We start from the raw sequence: 23,157 nt of genomic DNA on the forward strand, positions 1-23,157 counted from the left end.
AAGACACGGGGAGCAGAGACATGACGGATCAGATACTTGCCCTGGACAGGATCGGCGCACTGGAAAGCGGTTCATTCACCTTCAGTGAACGTGTCGGCTACCTGAAAAAATACGGCATCCATTCCCAATCCTTCTCCACCCTGCAGCCGGGCATGCAATATTTCGATGTACCGGGCGTCGGCTACATTGCCTACATGCGCAAGTGGGGCGGCACCTTCGTGCTGTCCGATCCGGTGTGCGCGCCGGAAGACTTCGGCAGCCTTCTGGAAAGCTTTCACCAGCGGTTCCCCAACGCTTGCTACATACAGGTTTCCAAGGCCGTGGTGGACTTTCTGCACCTGAGATTCGGCCTTTACGGCACCCAGTTTGGCTGCGAGTCACGCATTGACCTGGCCCGCTGGTCCCTGAGCGGCAAGAAAAAGCAGGTGTTGCGGACCGCCCTGAACCAGGCCGAGAAAAACGGAATTGTGGTCAAGGAGCGTTTCAGCGACGACCATACCCGGGAAATTTCCGAAGCCTGGATCCGTACCCGCAAGTGCAAGAGCAACGAAATCCGGTTCCTGATCCGCCCCATGGAGATGGACTATCGGGAAAATGAGCGGCACTTCTACGCGTACCAGGATGGCAAGGCCGTCGGCTTCATCTACTTTGACCCGATCTACCGGAACAACGAGATCATCAGCTACGTGCCGAACATCTCCCGGGCCAACGCCGACTTTCGCCAGGGTATTTTCTACACTCTCATGGCCCATGCCATGGATGTCTTCAAGTCCGAAGGGGTGCCCTTCCTCGACCTCGGCCTTATTCCGCTGTCACTGGATCCCGCTACCGAGCACCAGGAAAGCCGGCTTCTGAAGCGACTGATGCACGGAGTCTATGAGAAAGGCAACTTCCTGTATAACTTCAAGGGACTGGAGTTCACCAAGTCGCGCTTCCGCGGAGAGAATTTCAAAACCTATTGCTGCCACCGCCGGGCGCTGCCGGTGGTTGAGTTCCTGGCCATGTTCAAGCTGACCCGCTTGCTCTGACTCCAGATGCCGCCGGCCAGTTACCGGCGACCTGCGCAGGCGACAGGCCCAGCCCGGCCATGAACGAGGCAATATCTTCCGGCGCGGCACCGGAAAACAGGGCTGACAGCACGGCCGCTTTCCCGCCAGCCAAAGAATCCTTCTGGAGGATGTCCGGGGCAGGAACCGCCAACCCCGCCTCGTCCAGCAGCCAGGCCACACGCCGGGCAATGGCCTCCCCGGAGTCCACCCAGAAGCGCACCTCGGGCAAACTTTTACGCAGGCTCTCGAGCAACAGCGGGTAGTGGGTGCAGCCCAGCACCACCGTGTCCACGGCCGCGGACCGGAAAGGGGCCATGGCTTCGGAAAGCTCTTCTTCCGGAACCGCGTGTCCGGAAACCAGCCTCTCAGCCCAACTCACCAGCCCCGGGTGACCAATACGCTCGACGACACAGTCGCTGGCAAATTCCTGGATCAAACGATCAATGTAGGGCCGACGCACCGTGGCGGGTGTTGCCAGGAGCCCGATTCTGCGATTGACGGTTTTTGCGGCCGCCGGCTTGATGGCCGGCACCACGCCCACTACCGGAACGCCGGTCATCGCGCGCAGGTGAGGCAACACCACGGTACTGGCCGTGTTACAGGCCACCACAATCACATCGGGGGCGTAAACCCCGAGTGCGCTCGCAATCAGGCGGGTGCAGCGCTCGACAACCTCGGCCTCCGGCTTGTCGCCGTAGGGAAAACCGGCGTTATCGGCCAGGTACACCAGATCCAGCCCCGGCAGTTGCCGATGAATGCAGTCGGCGACGCTGAGGCCACCCACGCCGGAGTCGAATACCAGAATCCTGGGGCCGCGCGTTGTCTTCAAAGCGGAAGGCCTCCCTGGGCGATCTCTTTCTCCATGGCCCGGATAAGCCGGCCGGAAATGGTGGTTTGCGGCGGCACTGGGGGTGTGTCGCCAGGCAGGAACCAGTCCGCATCCGCCAGTTCGTCCTCCTGCAGCACCAGCTCGCCACCCGCGTAGTCGGCAAAGAAACCCACCATCAGCTGATGGGGAAACGGCCAGGGTTCGGACGCGTGGTAACGAATGTTGTTGACGTCCAGACCAGTCTCTTCCTTTACTTCCCGCTTTACCGCTTCCTCCAGGCTTTCACCCGGTTCCACGAACCCGGCAATCAGGCTGTAGAAATGCCGCTTGACCCTTGACGATTTTGCCAGCAGAAGGCGATCGCCCCTGCGGATAACAACAATCACACAGGGCGCAAGCCGCGGGTACCAGGGTATGCCACAGGCATCACACCATTTGGCGCGCTCCACAGCGTGAAACCCGGTCTGCTCACCGCATCGGCCGCAGTACCGGTGATCCCGCCACCATTGCCATACCTGGAATCCCGTGCTGAGCATTGCCGCGGGGGCATCCTCCATCATCAGCAAGGCGTCGCGTAGCGGAATCACCTCCCGCCCGGCAGCAGCGTCTTCCGGCACTTCGGTAACGAACACGCCGCACTCGCCCAGACTTCCGAGCGACACGGCTTCCGGCATGCCCTGCAAAAACAGACCGCCGTTCACCTCGTGCAACCAGCCCGACGCCGGCTTCACAATTCCCTGACCGTGAAGCGCCAGGACCAGGTCGCCCCCGGCGGGCTGCGCCGTTGTCCAACCGGGTTTCCACTGACTCATCGAGACCACCATCTGTTTGCGCGCCTGGGCGATTGATTGATCATGCTGAAATGTACCACATTGCCATGCCGGCCAAGAACGCAGGCGCGACTTTCCGCCCCGTACTCAACCAAGTAAACTTGGCTCCTGTTTCTATAACGGAGTTGCACTTTATGCGTCTTTACCAGGGCATTCGCAGCCTGATCCTGGCCCTTTTTCGAAAGATCCTGTTTATCTGGGTCAGGACCGATGTCAGCGGCAACAGCGTTGAGGCCCTCGCCCTGGATCCTGACAAGCCGGTCTGCTACGTGCTGCAGTACAGCTCGCTGTCCAGCCGCCTCGTACTGGAACAGGAAGTCATCCGCGCCGGACTGCCCGGGGCGACCGAAGCACTGCCGGTGAAGAACGGGCCGTCCCATTCGTTTTTCTTCCTGTATCGCCGGATCGGTGGCTTTTTCCGGGGCCGTCAGGCTCCGGCACCCACCAACGAGTTCCGGGCTCTGGTGCACTATGGCCTGGAACACCCCGATCAGGACGTCCAGATCGTGCCGGTATCGTTGTTCTGGGGACGTTCGCCCGACAAGGAAAAGTCCCTCGTTAAGCTGCTGCTCTCGGACACCTGGTCCATCGCTGGCCGCCTGCAGAAATTCCTGATCATCATGGTGCACGGTCGTAATACTTACGTGCAGTTCAATCAGCCGCTGTCCCTGAAGCAGGTCATCGACGAGTACCGCCACAACGAGGAGCGGGCCAACCGCAAGCTCGCCCGAATCCTCCGAACCCACTTCCGCCGGGTGCGCCAGGCGGTGTTGGGGCCGGACCTTTCCCATCGCCGCACCCTCGTTGCCGGACTGGTGCGAACCCAGGCCGTCAAGGAAGCGATCCGGGAAACGTCGGCCAAAGATGACATCCCGCCGGAAAAGGTGCGGGCCAAGGCCTACAAGTACGCCGACGAGATTGCTGCCAGCATGTCCATTGTCACCATCCGCTTTCTGGAGGTGGTGCTGGCCTGGCTGTGGAACCGCATCTACAACGGCATCGCCGTCAACAACATCCGGGTCGTGAAGGAAGTCGCCCAGGACAACGCCGTGGTCTACGTGCCCTGCCACCGGTCACACATCGATTATCTGCTGCTGTCCTACGTGCTTTACAAGAACGGCCTGATGCCACCCCATATCGCTGCGGGCATCAATCTCAACATGCCCATCGTGGGGCCGATCCTCCGCCGTGGCGGTGCTTTCTTCATGCGCCGGAGCTTCAAGGACAACCCCCTGTATGCCACGGTTTTCAACGAATACATGCACGTGATGTTCTCGCGCGGCTATTCCGTGGAGTATTTTGTTGAAGGTGGCCGCAGTCGCACCGGCCGCATGCTGCAACCTCGCCCAGGGATGCTGGCCATGACCGTGCGCAGCTTTCTGCGGGATCACCGCAAACCGATCGTATTCGTGCCTGTCTATATCGGCTACGAGAAGGTTATGGAAGGTCGCTCTTACCTCGGCGAGCTGCGCGGCAAGAAAAAACAGAAGGAGAGTATCTTCGGCCTCGCCAAGACCGTCCGCAAACTCAGTAACTCCTTCGGCCGCGTGGCGGTGAATTTCGGTGAAGCCATTCCCCTGGCCGAGGTGCTCGATGATGTCCACGACAGCTGGCGCGACGAGGCCTACGATTCCGAGTACCGGCCGGCCTGGCTGAACCAGGCGGTCTCGGAACTGGCGTTCCGGGTGGCCTCGAACATCAACGCCTCGGTTGCCGTGAACCCCATAGGCATGACGGCAACGGTGCTGCTGGGCACCGAGCGTCTTGCCATGGACGAGAGCCAGCTGATCCGGCTGATGGACCAGTACGCCGCGCTGCTCAAAGCGTTCCCCTATGCCGAGACCGTTACCCTGCCGGAGGGCAGCGGCAAGGACTGGGTCGCCTACTGCGAGGGCATGGGCCTGGTTACCCGCCAGCCCCAGAAGCTGGGCGACATCATTGCCCTTGAGGGCAGCAACGCCATTCTGATGACCTACTACCGCAACAACATCCAGCACCTGTTTGCCCTGCCCTCCCTGGTCGCCAGTCTGTTCGAGAACAAGGACTCCCTGGCCCGGGACAAGATTGTTTTCCTGGCCAGCGTGGCCTACCCCTACCTGCAGTCGGAGCTGTTCCTGAAGTACCAGCCCGAGGAGGCAGAAACCGTTATCAACCAGTGGATTGACGTGTTGATTGAGCAGGGACTGCTGATACCGCTGGCCGATAACCGGATTGGGCGCCCTGAGGAAGGCACCGAGCCAATGCTGCGTCTTCGGGTACTGTCACGCTTTATTATCCAGACAGTGGAGCGCTATCACATCGCCCTTGGCATCTTGCGTAAATACGGCTCTGGCAAGATCAGCGCGACGGAGCTGGAAGAGCAGAGCACCCTGCTGGCCGAACGGATGTCGATCCTTTTCGGCCTGAATGCGCCAGAGTTCTTCGACAAGAGCCTGTTCCGCAACTTTATTGCCAACATGCAGAACAACGGCGTTATCACCACCGATGAAGACGGTCTGCTCTGTTATGGGGAGGGCCTGGACGAAGTGGCGGATGATGCCCGCCTGGTGCTGAGCGTGGAAAAACGGCAGGCCATCCAGCAGGTCACCATGATGGGCGCCTGAGGTCGCTTCCAGACCCGGGTTGCCACCTATTGGCTGGGCAAGGCCCTGAGGGCATAGACGTCGTACCGACTGCTCTTGCCCTCCACCCGGGTCGAGGGATCGGGGCCGGCAATGGCCGATGCCTTCCTGGGTCGCTTTACCACGATCCGGTAGCGCGCATGCGCCAGGGCCGCGGCAAGCAGCCGTTCGGAATCGTCGTCGTCACCCACCAGTAGGCGAAATACCTGCATTTCCTTTTTCACCAGCGCGGATTTGTCCCGGTGCGGGAACATCGGGTCCAGGTAGACCACGTCCGCCAACTCGCCGCCTGCCTGTTCCAGCCAGGAGATGCTGCTGCCTCCGCGCAGTTCCATACGGTCAATGATATCGCGGCATTCGACGTTCAGGGCAGCGCGCGCCAGACCGTCGGCCAGCAGGGCATGAATGACCGGATGGCGCTCAAACAGCGTTACCCGACAGCCCAGGCTGGCCAGCACGAAGGCGTCCTGCCCCAGCCCGGCCGTGGCATCAACCACATGCAGGCAGGCCCGGGTTTTCTGTAGCCCCACCGCCTTTGCCACAAGCTGTCCGGTGCCGCCACCATGCTCGCGCCGATAACCCATCTTGCCGCTGACAAACTCTGCGCGCACCGGCCCGGGAGCACCCTTGCCGGTCATCTGAAGGCCAAGCCCCTGATCATCGAGAAACAGCAAAAGGGGAAAGTCACGCACGGCTTTTGGAGCAACCACGCCCAGATCCGTCAGTTCAAGGGAATGCGCCAGGGCCGCAGCCTGCTGACTGTCACCGAGAGGGCTGCGGGCAACGGCAATGCTGTCTCGCCAGGAAGGAAGAACCGGGTCGTCGGATACAGACATCAAACCAGGATATCGATACCGGCGACATCTGCGCCGGCGTCCTGGCCGGCCGCGGCAACAGAAGCAAAGGTTGACAGTGCCCGCGCCGCCGGCAGGGAAACCTCATCGGCCCGAAAACGCTCAAGGCGGGCATCCTCAGAGGCACGCCGGGCTTCTACCCGACGCTCCAGGCTTTCGGTAACACTGCGCTCACGGGTGGGAGCCTGTGACTGATCCGCCAGGTCGCGGCGAGCTGGATCCGGCGCTTTCTCGGGAGCAGCCGCCGGCGCCCGGGCCACGTCAGTGCGTTCCCGCAGGGGACTGTTGTTACCAGTCTGGAAACCAAGGGTGTTGCCCGGATTAATGCCGCCAATCATGTTCAGATACCGCTGGCCGGATGGAGATTGTATGCAGAGACAAAGTATGGAAGATTCTGCGGCGGAAAAAAAGTCAGCTGCTCAAATTCTGCACAGAATCCCGATAACAAACAGCGAAAGTCAACGACCGGGAAGTTTCTTCCAGGTCACCTCATCGCGGATGTAAACCGGCTGTGCCTGCTCCGCCGGAACGGACTGTCCCCGGGCCAGGTCTACCTCTGCCAGCCTTGCCACCCAACTGGCGCGAAGCAGCAGCGTCTCGTCTACGGTGGCAACGCGGTCAGACACCGCCGAGGGCATCTGCGAGCGGTACTGCCAGCCCGGACCCACTCCGAACCAGGGGTCGTGACCATCGGGCAGGAGCACACTGTCGGGCGGGCACACCTGCTCATCCCGCAGGGGTTCCGGCAACCCGCCACTGGCGGCAAAGCAGCCCCAGTAGACTTCACCCATGCGGGCGTCGAAGGCAACGGCAATGCCCTGGCCGTCCGCCAGGTTGAAAGTGTCAATGGCTCCAAAGGCAACTGCTCTCAGGGAGGAAACCGGCACCACCGGTATTTCCAGCCCCCAGGCCAGGCCCTGGACAACGCCCGTGGCGATCCTAACACCGGTGAACGAACCTGGGCCCCGGGCAAACGCCAGGGCGTCGAGATCGGCGGGCACCAGGCCACGTTCCGCGAGCAGTTCGCGCACCATGGGCATCAACAGGCGGGTATGCCCCCTGGGCGCCAATTCGAAGCGTTCGGAAAGTTCACCGTCCGTCAGAAGGGCCGCAGAGCAGCCCTCTGAGGAGGTATCCAGTGCCAGCAGTTTCACGGGTGTGAAAGCCTCAGGTCAGGACGACGTCGGATTACTTGAGCTCAGACAGGATCTGGTCGCGAATGCTTTCCAGGCTACCCACGCCCTCTACCCGGACATATTTGGGCGCTGCGGAGGGGTCCTTGGCGGCCCAATCCTGGTAATAACCAACCAGTGGAGCCGTCTGGTCGTGGTAGATCTTCAGACGCCGACGAACGGTCTCTTCCTTGTCGTCCTCCCGCTGAACCAGCGGGTCTCCGGTTTCGTCATCCTTGCCTTCAACCTTCGGCGGATCGTATTTCACGTGATAGATACGACCACTGGCCTCATGCACGCGACGGCCGGACAGACGGCTGACAATCTCCTCGTCGTCCACGGCAATCTCAACCACGTAATCAATGGCGATACCTTGCTCTTTCAGGGCTTCGGCCTGGGGAATGGTGCGGGGAAATCCATCCAGCAGAAAGCCGTTTTTGCAATCCGGCTGCTGGATACGCTCCTCAATCAGCGCAATGATGATGTCGTCAGAGACCAGTCCCCCGGTCGCCATGACTTCCTTCACCTGTTTGCCCAGCTCGGACTCGGCCTTCACTGCAGCCCTCAGCATGTCTCCCGTGGAGATCTGGGGAATGCCAAACCGTTCAGTGATGAACTGGGCCTGGGTCCCCTTGCCTGCGCCCGGCGCGCCTAACATGATGATTCGCATAACGCTGTGCTCCCGTTGTAGTCATTATCGTTTGAAAAGCTGTGGCAAAAATCTCTGCCTTTGCGACAGCCTCTCCTGCCCGGAACAGGTGTCAGCCGGGACCGGCGAAGGCGCATTATACGAACTCAGCCACCACAGAGAAAGTCGACCTCCGTATCATGCACCGAAAGGACGCATTGGGAGGCGCATCAGCGCTGATCGTCAGGATGACAGGGAGTTGGCCAGTGCGTCCAGGTCGGGCGCCACGCGGTCCATATCTGCGGTCAGATCACCGATGATTTCCGGCGCGAGACCCAGCTGCTCCAGCATGGAGGGAACATCATCCGGATTGAACTCGTCACCGATGCCACGCTCCTTGAGCAGGGCGTTGGCAAGTTGCACCATCACCACGTAGTGCTCGTGCTCGCCGTGATAGCCGGGCTGCTGGTGGACACCCGCGGCCTTGACCACCGGATCGGGAAGCTGCCAGAGACGGTGCAGGATGCCGCCGATGGCTCCGTGCCCCACCGACAGGATTTCCTGGCCGTTACCCGCACCGAACACCTGTTGCTCCAGAGAGTGCATGCTGGCCTCCGGATTGGCCTCCCGGAGCTGATTGAGCTCGTCGAACTCGGCGGGGAACAGGTGGCCAACCAGCAACAACCCGAAGTTGTGCAACAGACCACACAGGTAGGCAAGCCCCTTGTCGGCGCCACAGCGCGGCGCAATACTCTGGCACAGGAACGCACAATACAGGGAATGGCGCCAGAAACTGTCCATGCCCAACATGCCCTTGCGGGGCACATCGAAGGCGCGCACGGAGGCAATACCCAGGGCAATATGGGCCACCCGGTCAAATCCGAGAACCCGGGTAACGGCTTCCTGTACCGAGTGAATCTGGCCAGGATAGTTGAACAGCGCGGAGCGGGCGTAGCGCATGATCTGGGCGGTCAGGCTCGGGTCGAACTCGATCAGCTCGGCCAGCTCCCGCGCGGTGGCATCGGTATTGGCGGTTAGCCTCAGGATACGAAGGGCCAGTGCCGGCATGGGGGGCAAGCGATACAGCCGTTGTAGCTTGTCGGCCACCTCTTCCAGAGTCAGTGCTTCCCGGGCGCCATTGCCCGGGCCCCGAATAACCAGGTGGCCTTCCCTGGCGCCGGCCAGCGCCAGCCGGAAATCACGGCCCGTCATTTCCACCAGGGAATGGTCTGTACCCCCGGTGAACACCACGTTTTCCGCCTGCATGACATCTTCATCAACAATAACCGCCAGGTCGTAGGCCTGCCCGATCGGCGGCGTGAAACCCGGGTCGCAGTCCCCGAACAGGCGCATGGTCTGGCGGGCGGTCAGGGGTTGCAGGCGTCGGCCGGTCAGCTGCTGAACCGCATCGGGATCCAGGGAACTGTCGAATCGGTGCACGGCCATCACCACGCCGCTGATGTCGATCAGCAGGGTTGCCCGGATGATCTGCTTCTGGCTCAGCCCGGAGGCAATAACAGCAGCGTCGAGGCTGGTGACCTGATCGATCGGCAGCTCCCGGTAATTGAGCCCTTTTCGGGCAAAGAAATGATCCAAACGCGCTGCCAGTGCCACACCCTGCTCCTGTCAAAAATGGTCAATGGCCGGTTCCTCCGGCCCCTGCTGTCAATACTCAGCCAGTGTTGCGCATGCCTGCGGCAATACCGGCCATGGTCACCTTCAGGGCCCGCTCAACCAGCTCGGGCACCTCACCTTTACCCTCGCTATCGCGATCCCGGCGGAGCAGCTCCGCCTGCAGATAATGAAGTGGGTCCGTGTAGGGGTTACGCACTTTCATGGAATGAGCGAACACAGGCTCATCCTCAAGCAGCTCGGTCTGCTCCTTGAGTTCCAGCAACCGCTGAATGCAGCCCTGCAGGCGAACCCTCAGGCTCTCACCAAGTGACTTGAGCCGGTCATCATCCAGCAGTGTCTGTTCATAGTAGCTGGCAATCCGCAGGTCGGCCTTGGCCAGAACCATTTCCAGCATATCGACATAGGTGCGGAAAAACGGCCAGCCCTGCATCATTTGCCGCAGCACCGGCAGCCGGTTGTCCCTCGCCGCTTCTTCCAGCGCCACATCACTACCCAGCCAGCTGGGCAGCATCAGGCGCATCTGGGTCCAGGCGAAGATCCAGGGGATCGCGCGCAGGCTCTCTACGCCGCCGGCAGCCTTGCGGCGCGCCGGGCGGCTGCCCAGAGCCAGTTTGCCCAGGGCCTGCTCCGGTGTTACCTGCCGGAAATAGGGCACGAAATCCGGATTTTCACGAACCACATCCCGGTAGGCTTTCAGGGACCGCTCGGTGAGCCAGTCCATGGTTTCCCGCCAGTTGTCCTCGGGTTTCGGAGGTGGCGCCAGGGTGGCTTCAATAACCGCCGTGGTGTAGAGGGTGAGACTCTGGACCGCCAGCCTGGGCAGACCGAATTTGAACCGGATCATCTCGCCCTGCTCGGTGATCCGGAAACTGCCGTTCACAGACCCCGGCGGCTGGGACAGGATGGCGCGGTTGGCGGGACCGCCTCCGCGACCCACGGTACCGCCGCGGCCGTGGAACAGGGTCAGGTGCACGCCATATTCGTTGGCCACCCGGGTCAGTTGTTCCTGAGCCTGATACTGGGCCCAGGCGGCCATCAACTGGCCGGCGTCCTTGGAGGAATCCGAATAGCCAATCATCACTTCCTGCCGCCCCTGGCAGTACTCCCGGTACCATTCAACCTCGTACAGGGCGGCCATGCTGTCCGGCGCACCGCGCAGGTCATCCAGGGTTTCAAACAGGGGCACCACCCGCATAGGAAATTTCATGCCCGATTCGCGCAGCAGCAGGATCACGCTGAGCACGTCGGATGGCTTGCTGGCCATGGAGATCACGTAGGAGCCAAGTGCTTCGGGGGTCTGACGGGCGACCACTTCGCAGGTGGCCAGTACTTCCCGAACCGGATCAGAAGGCTCCCAGTTACGCGGCACAAGCGGCCGCCGACCCTGAAGCTCCTTCACCAGGAAGGCCTGGCGCTCCGCCTCCGACCAGGACAGGTAATCCCCGAGCCCAAGGTAATCCACCATTTCCGCCACTGCTTCCGCGTGCCTGGAGGCCTCCTGACGGATATCCAGGCGTATCAGCGGCAGACCGAAAGTGTGGGCCCGGCGAATGGTGTCCAGAAGTGGACCGTTGGCAATGGTCTCCAGGCCGCACTCAACGAGGGAGCGGTAGCAGAGCTCCAGAGGACCGGTGAAGTCCTCGTTCTCGAACAGAATGCCGGAGGCGTCGGCGGATTCGCCATTGACACTGGCTTCAGCCCAGTCCCGGGTGCGCATCAGGCGTTCGCGGAGGTCCGCCAGCACCTGGCGATAAGGCTCCCGGGCATCGCCAACGACCGCCCTGAGTTCATCGCTGGCCTGCCACATGGAAAGCTCAGCCCGCAGGGCCTGAATATCCCGCAGGTACAGGTCCGCCGCCATCCAGCGGCCGAGCAGAAACACCCGTTCGGTCACCTGATGGGTCACATTGGGGTTACCATCCCGGTCGCCCCCCATCCAGGAGGCAATACGGATGGGCGATACCCCCAGGGGCAACCCACTGCCGGTAGCTTCCTCAAGGGAGAGATCCAGACTGCGCAGAAACTGGGGTAGGGCCTGCCAGAGGCTGTTTTCAATCACCGCAAAGCCCCATTTGGCTTCATCCACCGCCGTTGGCCGTTCGTGCCGGATCTCGTCGGTGTGCCAGGCCTCGGTGACCAGTTGGGCCAGTCGGTCGACCACCTCGTCCCGCTCCGCCGGCATCAAATCCTCATGGTCCAGCCTGGCCAGGCAATCGGACATCTCGTCGTACTTCATGATCAAGGTTCGGCGGGCCACTTCGGTGGGGTGCGCAGTCAGGACAAACTCGATCCGTAAATCGGACACCCGTTGGTGCAGCTCCTCGGCACTGATACCGCCGTGTTTCAGGCGGCCGAACACCTCACTGAGGGATTCCACCATCAGATCGGACTGGTGACCGCGCTTGCGACGGATGCCGTGGTATTGCTCAGCCAGGTTGGCCAGGTTCAGGAACTGGTTGAAGGCCCGGGTAACCGGGAGAAGTTCGTCGTCGCTGAGCTTGCCCAGAAGATTGACCAGCCGCTGACCGGAGCCGCTCTCCTGGCGCCGGTCTGCCTTGGCGGCGGCCCGGATCTCCTCGATCAGTTCGTAACAGTCCTGGCCGGGGTACCGGCGGATGCTCTGGCCGAGCAACTCGCCCAGCATTCGGACATTCTCTCGCAGATCGGGGTGTAGCTCAGTCACATTGACGTCCTTTTGAATTGACGGAGGCAAAGTAAACTTACGATACTAAGGAAACGACGAGAAAGTCTATTGGCGATTCAAGCCTGTAGCCGCGAGTAGCCGTAAGGAGCCAACATGAAGGTAACCGATCTGCCCAAGCACTGGGAAAAGCAAAAAGAGCCTGTGGAGCGCACCCACGACTACAATCTCCGCCTGCCTCTGGAGGACGCCGCTCGGGTTGCCGCGCTGGCCGAACTCTACCCCGACCGCAGCGAAAGCGACATTCTGAACGATATGATTGGCGCGGCCCTGGACGATCTCGTTCGCCAGAGCCCGCTGAAGGACAAACTGGAAGGGAAAGACAAGTAAGCGGTGACGGGCAGCCCCCTGCCCGTCAGGCCACCGACTCCAACTGCCGGGCCTTGAGCCGCTGGATGTGCTTCTGGCTCAGGCTGACAAACTTCGGTGTCAGCCCCTGGTCCTCATAGATCTCGAATCCGTCTTCGTCGTAGGCCACCACTTTGGTGCCCTGAACGTAGGGAAAGCTGGTTTCCATTTCATCCAGTGCGGCAGAGATAAGGTCGCGCATCAGATCCTGCGGCGATTTCATCGGGTAGAGTGCCGCAAGCTTTTCCAGACGTTTGTGATGCTGGTCAGACAACGCCATGAAATAGGCGTCTCGGGTAAGCCGACCGCGTGCATGCTTGTCCCAGTAGTTGACCAGATCTTTGATCTTCATGGTGCCTTCACTCCTGCATCTTTTCGCTGGCGTACGGCGCACTGCATCTGTGCATCCGTTTCCGGAAGTGTAGACGAAGCCGTCGGTTCGGGGGCAAGGAAATTGGTAACGGATTGTACTTACCGGACCCCCGTCACGGGCGGCCCCCGCCCTCCCGCTCGACACCCTTGACCGCCTGCCAGACGGCATCCAGCGCCTCGAGCGATTCTTCGTCCATGTCACGCCCCTCCTGCTCCAGCACACGTTCAATGGCCCGGAAGCGGGCATCGAACTTGTGATTGGTGCGATTCAGGGCCTGCTCAGGATTCACCTTCATGAACCGTGCCAGATTGACGCAAACAAACAGCAGGTCACCCAATTCGTCTTCAACGGCATCCGGATCGCCGCTTCCGGCCTGCGCCGCCTGCCACGCTTCCTTGAGCTCGTCGATTTCCTCGTGCAGCTTGTCGAACACGGGGCCAATCTCGGGCCAGTCAAAGCCGTGGCGAGCAGCCCGCTTCTGGAGCTTCTCGGCCCGGGCCATGGCCGGCAGGGTTCGGGCAATGCCATCCAGCCGACTGGCAGCCGCTTCGGCATCCGGAGCCGGCTTCATGGCCCGTTCCTCCGCCTTGATCCTTTCCCAGCTTTCCTTGATCCAGGCCTCATCGGGCCGGTTATCCGGGTCGATCCGACTGTCCAGGGTTCCCTCTGGAAAAACGTGGGGGTGCCGGCGTACCAGCTTGCGCACCAGATGATCCACCACACCATCGAAATCGAAGTGGCCATCTTCACGACCCAGCTGGGCATAGAAAATCACCTGGAACAGCAGATCCCCCAGCTCGTCCTTCAGGTGCGGATAGTCCTCCCGCTCAATGGCGTCCGCCACTTCGTAGGCTTCCTCCAGCGTATGAGGCATGATGGTCCGATAGGACTGTTTGGTGTCCCAGGGGCACCCGGTCTCCGGATCCCGGAGGCGCGCCATCAGCGTTTTCAGGTCCTCGATGGTGTATCTCATCCCCGCTTTCGCCTTACGTCGATAATGTTGGGCAGGTTGCGGATCTGCGCCAGCAGCCGAGCCAGTTGTTCCAGACTGGAAATCTCCACGGTGACCGTCATGGTGGCGGTGTTCTCATCCTTGTTGCTGAGGGTATTCAACGCCAGCACGTCACTCTTGGAGGACGACAGTACCTGGGTAATGTCCCGCAGCAGGCCGGACCGGTCGTAGGCTTCTATCTCGATATCCACCGGATAGACCGCAGCCGGCCGACCACCCCAGCTCACCTCGATGATCCGATTGGGCTCGAACTCGCGCAGATTCAGGAAAGTGAGACAGTCCTGGCGGTGCACCGTCACTCCCCGTCCCACTGTGATGTAACCACCGATGGCATCACCGGGCAGGGGTTTGCAGCACTTGGCCACCTGGGTTTTCAGTTTGCCGACACCGACAATCTGGATATCCGATTCGGTATCGTATGGTTTACGCCGCGCCGTCGTCAGCTTGAGATCCAACTGCTCGGACTTGGGCTCCAGCATCTGCTGGGCCACATTGGCCACGTGGGTGGGGCGAAGATCACCGGCGCCAATCGCGGCAAACATGTCCTCGGCGCCGTGATAGTTCACCTTCTCCGCCAGCTCGCCCAGATCCACGTCATACAGTGACAGGCGCTTGAACTCGTCTTCCAGAATGGCCCGGCCGTCAGAGATATTGCGGCCACGATCCTGTTGTTTGAACCAGTGGGTCACCTTGGCCCGGGCCCGGGAGGTCTGGATGTAGCCCAGGCTCGGGTTCAGCCAGTCGCGGCTGGGCGCCGGGTTGTTGGAGGTCAGGATGAACACCTGGTCGCCGGTTTTCAGGGGATAGGTCAGCGGCACGATGCGACTGTTCACCCTCGCGCCACGGCAGGCGTGACCAATTTCGGTGTGTACCCGGTAGGCGAAATCCACCGGGGTGGCACCCTGGGGCAGGTCCACCACGTGACCCTCGGGGGTGAACACATAGACCCTGTCGGAGGCCACGTCGGATTTGAGATGGTCCGCCAGCCCGGACAGATCCCCCAGTTCTTCCTGCCACTCCAGAACCTGGCGCAGCCAATTGATCTTGGCGTCGTAACCGGTGGACTTGTTGCCCTTGTCCGTGCCCTTGTAGAGCCAGTGCGCACACACCCCCAACTCTGCTTCCTCGTGCATCTTGTGGGTACGGATCTGGACCTCCATCACCTTGCCCTCAGGCCCGATCACGGCAGTGTGCAGGGACTGGTAACCGTTCTCCTTGGGGTTGGCGATGTAGTCGTCAAACTCGTTGGGGATATGACGCCAGAGCGTATGCACGATACCCAGGGCCGCGTAGCAGTCGCGCACTTCCGGTACCAGAATGCGGACGGCACGCACATCGTATACCTGGGAGAAGTCGATGCCCTTGCGCCGCATCTTCCGCCAGATGCTGTATATATGTTTGGCCCGGCCGGTAAGCTCACTTTCAATGCCATAGGCCTTCAGTTCAGTCTGCAGGGTCTCGATGACGCGCTTGATGTAGCTGTCCCGGTCAAGACGCTTCTCATCAAGCAGCTTGGCAATCTTCTTGTAGGCCGAGTCGTGCAGGTAACGGAACGAGAGATCCTCCAGTTCCCACTTGATGTGGCCGATGCCCAGGCGATGCGCCAGTGGCGCATAGATGTCGAAGACTTCCCGGGCCACGCGCATGCGTTTTTCTTCAGGGGCATTTTTCACCGCCCGGATGGCGCAGGTACGTTCGGCAAGCTTGATCAGGGCAACCCGGACGTCGTCGATCATGGTCACGAGCATCTTGCGGACGTTGTCCAGCTGGCCCTCGCTCTGCCCTAATACGTTGCCCTTGAGAGGATGGTGGATGGAGGAGATCGCCGCCATCTGCTGAACGCCGTTGATCAGGCCGGCCACCTCGTCACCGAACGCCTTGCGTATCTCCTCCAGGGACACCCGCTCTTCCCGTACGGCGCGGTAAAGGATGGCAGCCACCAGGCTGGCCTGATCAAGGTGCAGCTCGGCCAGCACCTGGGCCATTTCAATGCCAATGCGGAAGCTGCTGGACCCTGGCGCCCAGAGGCGGTCCTCCCGAAATGCCTGCAGGTCAATTTCGGCGGCTTTCTCGCAGGCGCGCCGGAACTGGTCCGGGTTGTCCAGGTGAGTCTGAGAGGCAATCTGGTTTACCCAGCCCTCGATGTCCACCTGACCATCGCCGGTCATCGCGTAGTCTTCTCGAACTTTTACCATATCAGTCTTGTTGTTCCTGATGATTTGCTCAGCCATCCCTGACTGGCCGTTATCCTCTCAGCAAGCCCGTCAGACAGCGTCGCGCTCAAACAGTGCAATCGATTCCACATGGGTGGTGTGCGGGAACATATCCATCACACCGGCCCGTTTCAGCCGGTAGCCGTTGCGCACCATAACCCCAGCGTCCCGGGCCAGGGTTGCCGGATTGCAGGAAACGTAGACAATCCGCCTGGCTCCGAAAGCGGTCAGGTATTTACAGATGTCCTCGGCGCCGGAACGAGGGGGGTCAATCAGGATCTTGTCGAATCCCTCCCTCGCCCAGCTCTGCCCGGTAAAATCCCCATGCAGGTCAGCGCCGTGGAAGGTGACATTCTCCAGACCGTTCAGTTCCGCGTTCTCACGGCCCCGGACCACCATGGTCTCGTCACCCTCAACGCCTACGACCTGGCCACCCTTGCGAGCCAGCGGCAGTGTGAAATTGCCCAGCCCGCAAAACAGGTCGAGCACGCGGTCATCAGGCTGCACATCCAGCCATTCCACAGCCCGGTGTACCATGGCCCGGTTGATGCCTGCATTGACCTGGGTAAAGTCCATGGGATGAAACGCGAGGGTCAGGTCGAACTCCTCCAGCCGGTAGCTCAGCCGCTCGTCCTGCGGGCCGGCAGACTCCGGCCAGATCCGGTGGACGGTGTCAGGGCCCTTCGGCTGCAGGTAAATATGCAATTGATGGGCCTGACCGAAGGCAATCAGCTTCTCGCGATCGCTCGCGGACAGCTCGTCCATATTACGGAACACCATCACCGCCACATCGTCACCACAGGCCACTTCCACCTGGGCGATTCGGCTGAAGGCCTCCAGGTCATGAAGCAGATTGCGCAGTGGCAGGATGCGCTCACCGATCCGGGGATCCAGGACCACGCAGCGGTCGATATCGGTCAGGAAGCTGTTGCGCTTTTCCCGGAACCCCACCAGCACGGATTCACGGGCCTTGACGTAGCGGACACCCAGACGCGCCTTGCGGCGATAGCCAAGGCTGTTTTCCGAACGCAGCGGCTCAATCCACTGCTCCGGCTCAATGCCCCCGAAATGGGCAAAATGCTCACGCAGGGTATTTTCCTTGAACCGGATCTGGGCATCGCCACTCATGTGCTGCAGGCTGCAGCCACCGCACAGGTCGGCGAACTCACAGGGCGGAGTCTGGCGATCTGCGGCCGGCTCCAGCACCTCCAGGGTGCGCAGCTCGTCAAATTTGCTGCGGCTGGAGACCACTTTCGCGATCACAGTTTCCCCGGGGAGGGCACCGTCAACGAACTGGGTCTTGCCATCCTGGCGGGCGATACCTCGGCCATCATGGCTCAGGGTTTCAATCTCACAGCGCACGGGCTCTTTGGGAAGAACCTTCCTGCGTCGTCTGCTCATACTGGGTTCTCTTGAAAAGAATTCAGGCGCCGGGGAACACGCCGGTGGACAGGTACCGGTCGCCACGGTCACAGATAATGGCCACGATAATGGCGTTTTCAACCTGCTGTGAAAGCTTCAGCGCGGCCGCAATGGAACCGCCGGAAGACACGCCGCAGAAGATTCCCTCTTCAGAGGCCAGGGCGCGCATGGTGTTCTCAGCCTCTTCCTGGCCGATATCCAGCACCTGATCGACCCGGGTAGCGTCGTAGATTTTCGGCAGGTAGGCTTCGGGCCAGCGCCGGATGCCGGGGATGGAGGCGCCCTCCTTTGGTTGCAGCCCGATAATCCGGATATCAGGATTGCGCTCCTTCAGGTACCTGGACACTCCCATGATGGTGCCTGTGGTTCCCATGGAGCTGACGAAATGGGTGACCCGGCCGCCGGTCTGCTCCCAGATCTCCGGGCCCGTTGTGCGGTAGTGGGCCAGGGGGTTGTCCTGGTTGCTGAACTGGTCGAGTACCTTGCCCTTACCTTCGGCTTCCATTTTGAGGGCCAGGTCACGGGCTGTCTCCATGCCCTCTTCTTTGGTAACCGTGACAATCTCCGCACCGTAGGCCCGCATGGACGCCCGGCGCTCCTCGCTCATGTTGGCGGGCATGATCAGAACCATCCTGTAACCCTTGATCGCCGCAGCCATGGCCAGGGCGATACCGGTATTGCCGCTGGTCGCTTCAATCAGAGTGTCGCCGGGCTTGATCTCACCCCGGCGCTCGGCCTCCTGGATCATGCTGATGGCCGGCCGATCCTTCACCGAGCCGGCCGGGTTATTGCCCTCCAGCTTGGCCAGAATCACATTGCTGGTATCACCCGGGAGACGCTGCAGGCGAACCAGAGGGGTATGGCCAACAAAATCTTCAATGGTGGGAAAATGCATAGGATTACCCTGTGGTACACTTTTGGCTTCGCATGATACGCGTAATGACGCCGGTCTCCCAATACAGCTTCTCGCTATATCCATGACCGACGGCTATAACCGCCGGCATTATCTGGCGCAGCCGGGACTGATACCACAGTTATCCGCCTCCGGATCAACTATTCTTCACAGGGACGTACTCCGCACCGGTTGCGGGGCAAAGTATTGACTCAGGAACACCGTATGCGACGTTGGGGCATTCGCAAGAAAGTTCTGGTGGTAACTCTGGTTCCCACCCTGCTGACCACGCTGATGCTGGGACTTTTCTTTACCTACAGCTGGGTCAACAACATCGAGAGCCTGCTCAGGGATCGGGGCGAATCTCTCTCCCGGCAACTGGCGGCCGGCTCCGAATACGGCCTGTTCACCGCCAACCGGAGTCTGCTAAGCAGCCTTTCCAACGCCCTGCTCGAGGAACAGGATGTCCGCTCCATAACCTTCTTTGGCAGCGATGGCTCGCGCCTGCTGCACACCGGCCCGGGCAGTTCGGACACGATCCAGGCAAGTGAACTGAACGCGGAACAGGCCACACGGGTTTCCCGCCAGGACAGCACCCGTTTTGTCACGCCGGTATTCCTCCAGGATCTGATGATTGAGAACATGCTGGATCCGGATGCTCGCCAGTCCATGTCCGGCCTGCGCGAACCCCTGGGCTGGGTGGTGGTGGAGATGTCCCACATCCGGACCGAAAAGGAAACCTACAAAGCCCTGCTGATCTCACTGCTGCTGGTGCTCGCCGGCGTTCTCATCAGCCTGGTGATCGCCCTGCGGCTGAGCCGTGCGTTCACCAACCCGGTGTTCGAACTGAACGCGGCAGTGGCGAAGTTCAAGGAAGGTAAACTGGACACCCGGGTTTACACAGGGGCCGGCCCGGAATTCGAGCAGCTGGAATCCGGCCTCAATGCCATGGCCGAGGAGCTGAGCAAAGCCCAGGCCGAGATGCAGCAGAACATCGATCAGGCCACCGAGGACCTCCGGGAAACCCTGGAAACCATCGAGATCCAGAACATCGAGCTGGACTTTGCCAGAAAGGAAGCGCTGGAGGCCAGCCGCATCAAATCCGAATTCCTGGCCAACATGTCCCACGAAATCCGCACCCCGCTGAACGGTATCATCGGGTTCACCGAGCTGTTGCTCAAAAGCCCCCTGCCCCGGCAGCAGCGGGACCACCTGAGCACCATCCGCAAATCGTCGGAGATTCTGCTCACCATCATCAACGATATTCTCGACTTCTCGAAGATCGAGGCGGGCAAGCTGATTCTCGATCGGGTGCCCTTCCAGCTCCGGGACATTGTCGAGGAGGTGATGGTGATGCTGGCCCCGGCGGCCCACAGCAAGAATCTGGATCTCGTACCGCTGGTCTACAACGATGTGCCAGACAACATCATGGGCGACCCGCTTCGGGTAAAACAGGTGATCACCAACCTGGTCAACAACGCCATCAAGTTCACCCAGACAGGCGAAGTGGTGCTGAGGGCCAGCCTGGAGGAAGAAGATACCGAGTCCAACCAGGTCACTCTGCGATTGAGCATCTCGGATTCTGGCGTCGGTCTGTCCAGGGCACAGCAGCAGTCGCTGTTCAACGCCTTCAGCCAGGCCGATGCGTCCACGGCCCGACAATACGGTGGCACCGGTCTTGGTCTGGCCATTTCCAAGCGCCTGGTGGAAGAGATGGGGGGCAAGATCGGTCTGGAAAGCGAACTTGGCAAGGGCTCCACGTTCTGGTTCACACTCACTTCCGAGCTTACCAGCACGGGCGAGGCGGTTGCCCCCAGAGACGCCTTGCGGGGCGAACGGGTGATCTACCTCGAACAACAGAAAACCACCGGGCTGGCGGTGGAACATCTGCTCCGTGACTGGGGCATGGTGGTGGACCGCGTAGCCTCACCGGGTGCGCTGCAGGAACAGATAGAGGAAGCCCAGAAAAGTCAGACCGGCTATGCGCTGGCCATCATCGGTATCACCCGCCACCTGCTGAACTCAAGCCAATACTGTGGGCTGGTGCGCACCCTGGAAATCGAGCGAGACTGCCGTACCCTGCTGCTGACACCGACACTGGAAACCCACGACACACCGCTGTCCGGGCTGGCCAGTGGGCATCTCACCAAGCCGGTATGTCGCGGCGCGCTGTACGACGAGCTGCTGCTACTGGTGCACGGCATCAACACGGGAGGGCGACTACCCGAGGAACGGGAAGTACCAGGCAAACGCCTGACCGGCAGCCCGGTGCCACGGGTTCTGGCCGTCGACGACAACGAAGCTAACCTGAAGCTTGTAATGACCCTTCTTACCGACTGCCAGCTTGAGGCAGAGGGCGCGTCGAGTGGGTTCGAGGCGCTCAGCAAGGCACGACAGAAACCGTTTGATCTGGTGTTCATGGATTTGCAGATGCCAGGTATGGACGGGGTTGAAACCACCGCCCGACTTCGCGAGATGGACACCGGCAATCACCGCACGCCGATTATCGCGTTGACCGCCCACGCACTGGCCGAAGAACAGGACCGGCTCACCCGGCAAGGGTTTGACGGCTATATGGCCAAACCCATTAGCAGCGGCCAGTTGAACGACATCATTCACGAGTACACCGGTTACGTATGTCCCGGCGCCGCTACCACGGGCCGGATTCAGGTACCGGAAATTCGCGACACCCGTCGGGCCTTGCGCCCATCCACGCGAAAGCTTCAGCAGGATTGCGTCAGTGTTGACGAGAGCATCCAGCTGGCTGCGGGCAAGGCCGATCTGGCCGAGGAACTGTTCAGCATGCTGCTGGAGCAGGTGCACGTCGACCGGGAGCGGATTCCGGAATTATGGAGCGCTGAACGGATGGACGAACTACTCGAGTGCGTGCACAAGCTTCATGGCGCTACCCGTTACTGCGGTGTGCCGGAGTTGCGGGCCTCGGCCAATCGGCTGGAAACGGCCATCAAGTGTTCCGCTGCGGATCTCGAGCACCAGAAGGACCAGCTGCTATCCGCCATGGAACGGCTGCAGATCTGGAGCGACCAGACCGACTGGCAACAACTGTTCCGCGAGCGTCATCAGGCAGCCGAGACCAGCTGACCCTCCCCGGGCGCGGTCAGGCCCTGTTACGGGCCTGATCCAAGATCGCCTTCATGTCCCTGACCGCATCCTTGAGCCCGGTGAATACCGCCCGGGCAACGATGGCATGGCCGATATTGAGTTCATTGATGCCGGCAATGGCGGCCACCCGTTCGGTGTTGTGGTAATGCAAACCGTGGCCGGCGTTGACCACCAACCCCTTCTTGCGGGCATAGGCCACTGCCTCGGCAATGGTCCGGAAGGCGGCGTCCACGGCTTCCGGAGTTTCAGCCTCGGCGTATTCGCCGGTGTGCAACTCCACCACTGGGGCACCGCAGCGCACAGCAGCATCAATCTGCAGCGGGTCCGGATCGATAAACAGGGACACCTCGGCGCCAATGCGTCCCAGACGCTCACACGCCTTGGCCACCCGGGATTCCTGGCCGTCCACATCCAGACCACCCTCGGTGGTCAGCTCCTCGCGTTTTTCCGGCACCAGACATACGCATTCCGGGCGCACCTGTTCTGCAAAAGCGAGCATGGCATCGGTCACAGCCATCTCCAGATTCATCTTGGTCTGCAGCACTTCCTTGAGCAGCAGGACGTCCCGATCCTGAATATGCCGGCGGTCTTCTCTCGGGTGGATCGTAATGCCATCCGCGCCGGCTTCCTCAGCCAGCAGGGCTGCCTGCACCGGATCCGGATACCGGGTCCCGCGGGCCTGACGGAGGGTGGCCACGTGATCGATATTGACGCCAAGCAGTACTCTAGGATTCATCAGATTCTCCCCGAAGGTGCATGAACAGGCTGCGACTGTTAAGGGGCCGCCCCTGTAGAAGATAGTCCACCAAAACACGCATAACCCGCTTCGCCGTGCGTCTGCAGGGGTCAGACTGAAAATCTCCGCCGGCCAGGTCCAGGAGCATCTGCCCGGAAAGGTTCTGCAGGCGCACACCGGGTGCAGGGTTCGCGAGAATGCCCTGCTCCGGATCATAACAGTACTGGCCGCCGGGCTCGACGGGCCGACCGGTATCCGTGGCCAGATCCCAGGCAAAGTCATAGCCCAGGGCGCTGGCAAAGGCCCGTTCGAAATGCCGGAGCACCGGCTCCACGTCAGTGGATTGGGACAACTGCTCAAGTGCCTCGATGTAGGCGGCAAACAGGGTCGGATGCGGATCGGCGACGGGGAGCACCCGCTGGAGCAGCTCGTTCAGGTAGAGGCCACTGTACAGGGCGACGGTTCGGATCAGCGTCGGCCCATGACGAACATCCACCTGGGTCAGGGTTTTCAGATCGCCCCGACCGGCCCAGTCCAGCATCAGGGGCTGGAAAGGCTGCAACTGGGCTTTCAGGGGGCTTTTCGCGCTGCTGGCACCACGGGCAATCACCGTCATCCGGCCATGGTTGAGGGTAAACACGTCCACCAGCAGACTGGTTTCACGCCATGGACGGCGATGCAGAACATAGGCGGGCTCCTGGGACGGCGGCTCCTTCATC

General features: G+C 61.1%; 19 protein-coding genes. 4 read left to right on the forward strand and 15 right to left on the reverse strand.

Annotation, left to right across the window (positions count from 1 at the left end; genetic code table 11):
- The first annotated feature begins 20 nt into the window (after positions 1 to 20).
- On the forward strand, positions 21 to 1,028 hold the full coding sequence (locus BM344_RS13765; protein ID WP_091991489.1) for a DUF2156 domain-containing protein: 1,008 nt from the start codon (positions 21 to 23) through the stop codon (positions 1,026 to 1,028).
- Here BM344_RS13765 and murI read toward each other — a convergent pair.
- Complete coding sequence (murI, locus tag BM344_RS13770; RefSeq protein ID WP_091991492.1) at positions 1,006 to 1,878, reverse strand: glutamate racemase; 873 nt, start codon at positions 1,876 to 1,878, stop codon at positions 1,006 to 1,008. The genes BM344_RS13765 and murI overlap by 23 nt on opposite strands.
- Entirely contained in the window at positions 1,875 to 2,690 is an 816-nt protein-coding gene (nudC, locus tag BM344_RS13775) for an NAD(+) diphosphatase (RefSeq protein WP_091991894.1), read from the reverse strand. Before nudC ends, murI begins: the two co-directional genes overlap by 4 nt.
- A gap of 152 nt (positions 2,691 to 2,842) precedes the next feature.
- Here nudC and plsB point away from each other — a divergent pair, with 152 nt between their 5' ends.
- On the forward strand, positions 2,843 to 5,311 hold the full coding sequence (plsB, locus tag BM344_RS13780) for a glycerol-3-phosphate 1-O-acyltransferase PlsB (RefSeq protein WP_091991494.1): 2,469 nt from the start codon (positions 2,843 to 2,845) through the stop codon (positions 5,309 to 5,311).
- A 26-nt stretch (positions 5,312 to 5,337) separates the two neighbouring features.
- On the opposite strand, the gene BM344_RS13785 is transcribed toward plsB, so the two are convergent.
- The 6 genes from BM344_RS13785 to ppc form a co-directional block, all read right to left on the reverse strand.
- Positions 5,338 to 6,165 carry a class I SAM-dependent methyltransferase gene (locus BM344_RS13785; protein WP_091991496.1) on the reverse strand — a complete coding sequence of 276 codons (828 nt, stop codon included), beginning with the start codon at positions 6,163 to 6,165 and terminating at the stop codon, positions 5,338 to 5,340.
- A complete protein-coding gene (locus tag BM344_RS13790; RefSeq protein WP_091991498.1) occupies positions 6,165 to 6,521 on the reverse strand; it encodes a UDP pyrophosphate phosphatase in 357 nt (118 codons plus the stop codon). The genes BM344_RS13785 and BM344_RS13790 overlap by 1 nt, the downstream gene beginning before the upstream one ends.
- 120 nt (positions 6,522 to 6,641) lie before the next feature.
- Positions 6,642 to 7,337, reverse strand: a complete 696-nt coding sequence (gene tsaB / locus BM344_RS13795) for a tRNA (adenosine(37)-N6)-threonylcarbamoyltransferase complex dimerization subunit type 1 TsaB (protein ID WP_091991500.1) — start codon at positions 7,335 to 7,337, stop codon at positions 6,642 to 6,644.
- Positions 7,338 to 7,371: 34 nt separating this feature from the next.
- Positions 7,372 to 8,025, reverse strand: a complete 654-nt coding sequence (adk, locus tag BM344_RS13800) for an adenylate kinase (protein ID WP_091991502.1) — start codon at positions 8,023 to 8,025, stop codon at positions 7,372 to 7,374.
- Between the two features lie 201 nt (positions 8,026 to 8,226).
- Positions 8,227 to 9,597: an HDOD domain-containing protein gene (locus tag BM344_RS13805; protein WP_091991504.1), complete on the reverse strand. Its 1,371-nt coding sequence runs from the start codon at positions 9,595 to 9,597 to the stop codon at positions 8,227 to 8,229.
- 58 nt (positions 9,598 to 9,655) lie between these two features.
- Positions 9,656 to 12,301, reverse strand: coding sequence for a phosphoenolpyruvate carboxylase (gene ppc / locus BM344_RS13810; RefSeq protein ID WP_091991506.1), 2,646 nt, complete (start codon positions 12,299 to 12,301; stop codon positions 9,656 to 9,658).
- Between the two features lie 114 nt (positions 12,302 to 12,415).
- Between ppc and BM344_RS13815 the strand changes: the two genes are divergently transcribed.
- On the forward strand, positions 12,416 to 12,649 hold the full coding sequence (locus BM344_RS13815) for a hypothetical protein (RefSeq protein WP_091991508.1): 234 nt from the start codon (positions 12,416 to 12,418) through the stop codon (positions 12,647 to 12,649).
- A 25-nt stretch (positions 12,650 to 12,674) separates the two neighbouring features.
- On the opposite strand, the gene BM344_RS13820 is transcribed toward BM344_RS13815, so the two are convergent.
- From BM344_RS13820 to cysM, 5 genes are all read right to left on the reverse strand, one after another.
- Positions 12,675 to 13,019 carry a hypothetical protein gene (locus tag BM344_RS13820; RefSeq protein WP_008176163.1) on the reverse strand — a complete coding sequence of 115 codons (345 nt, stop codon included), beginning with the start codon at positions 13,017 to 13,019 and terminating at the stop codon, positions 12,675 to 12,677.
- Between the two features lie 133 nt (positions 13,020 to 13,152).
- Entirely contained in the window at positions 13,153 to 14,013 is an 861-nt protein-coding gene (mazG, locus tag BM344_RS13825) for a nucleoside triphosphate pyrophosphohydrolase (protein ID WP_091991510.1), read from the reverse strand.
- A complete protein-coding gene (gene relA, locus BM344_RS13830; RefSeq protein WP_091991896.1) occupies positions 14,010 to 16,247 on the reverse strand; it encodes a GTP diphosphokinase in 2,238 nt (745 codons plus the stop codon). Before relA ends, mazG begins: the two co-directional genes overlap by 4 nt.
- Before the next feature lie 69 nt (positions 16,248 to 16,316).
- The gene (gene rlmD / locus BM344_RS13835; RefSeq protein WP_091991512.1) at positions 16,317 to 17,666 is read right to left on the reverse strand and encodes a 23S rRNA (uracil(1939)-C(5))-methyltransferase RlmD; all 1,350 of its coding nucleotides are present in this window, start codon (positions 17,664 to 17,666) and stop codon (positions 16,317 to 16,319) included.
- A gap of 22 nt (positions 17,667 to 17,688) precedes the next feature.
- Positions 17,689 to 18,582 (reverse strand): cysteine synthase CysM, encoded by an 894-nt coding sequence (cysM, locus tag BM344_RS13840; RefSeq protein ID WP_091991514.1) that lies wholly within the window; start codon positions 18,580 to 18,582, stop codon positions 17,689 to 17,691.
- A 222-nt stretch (positions 18,583 to 18,804) separates the two neighbouring features.
- Here cysM and BM344_RS13845 point away from each other — a divergent pair, with 222 nt between their 5' ends.
- On the forward strand, positions 18,805 to 21,681 hold the full coding sequence (locus BM344_RS13845; RefSeq protein WP_091991516.1) for an ATP-binding protein: 2,877 nt from the start codon (positions 18,805 to 18,807) through the stop codon (positions 21,679 to 21,681).
- Positions 21,682 to 21,697: 16 nt separating this feature from the next.
- On the opposite strand, the gene pdxJ is transcribed toward BM344_RS13845, so the two are convergent.
- Both pdxJ and recO read right to left on the reverse strand, forming a co-directional pair.
- A complete protein-coding gene (pdxJ, locus tag BM344_RS13850) occupies positions 21,698 to 22,438 on the reverse strand; it encodes a pyridoxine 5'-phosphate synthase (RefSeq protein ID WP_091991518.1) in 741 nt (246 codons plus the stop codon).
- Positions 22,428 to 23,156 carry a DNA repair protein RecO gene (recO, locus tag BM344_RS13855; RefSeq protein ID WP_091991898.1) on the reverse strand — a complete coding sequence of 243 codons (729 nt, stop codon included), beginning with the start codon at positions 23,154 to 23,156 and terminating at the stop codon, positions 22,428 to 22,430. Before recO ends, pdxJ begins: the two co-directional genes overlap by 11 nt.
- Between the last annotated feature and the right edge of the window lies 1 nt (position 23,157).

This window comes from Marinobacter gudaonensis (genome assembly GCF_900115175.1).
GTDB lineage: Bacteria > Pseudomonadota > Gammaproteobacteria > Pseudomonadales > Oleiphilaceae > Marinobacter > Marinobacter gudaonensis.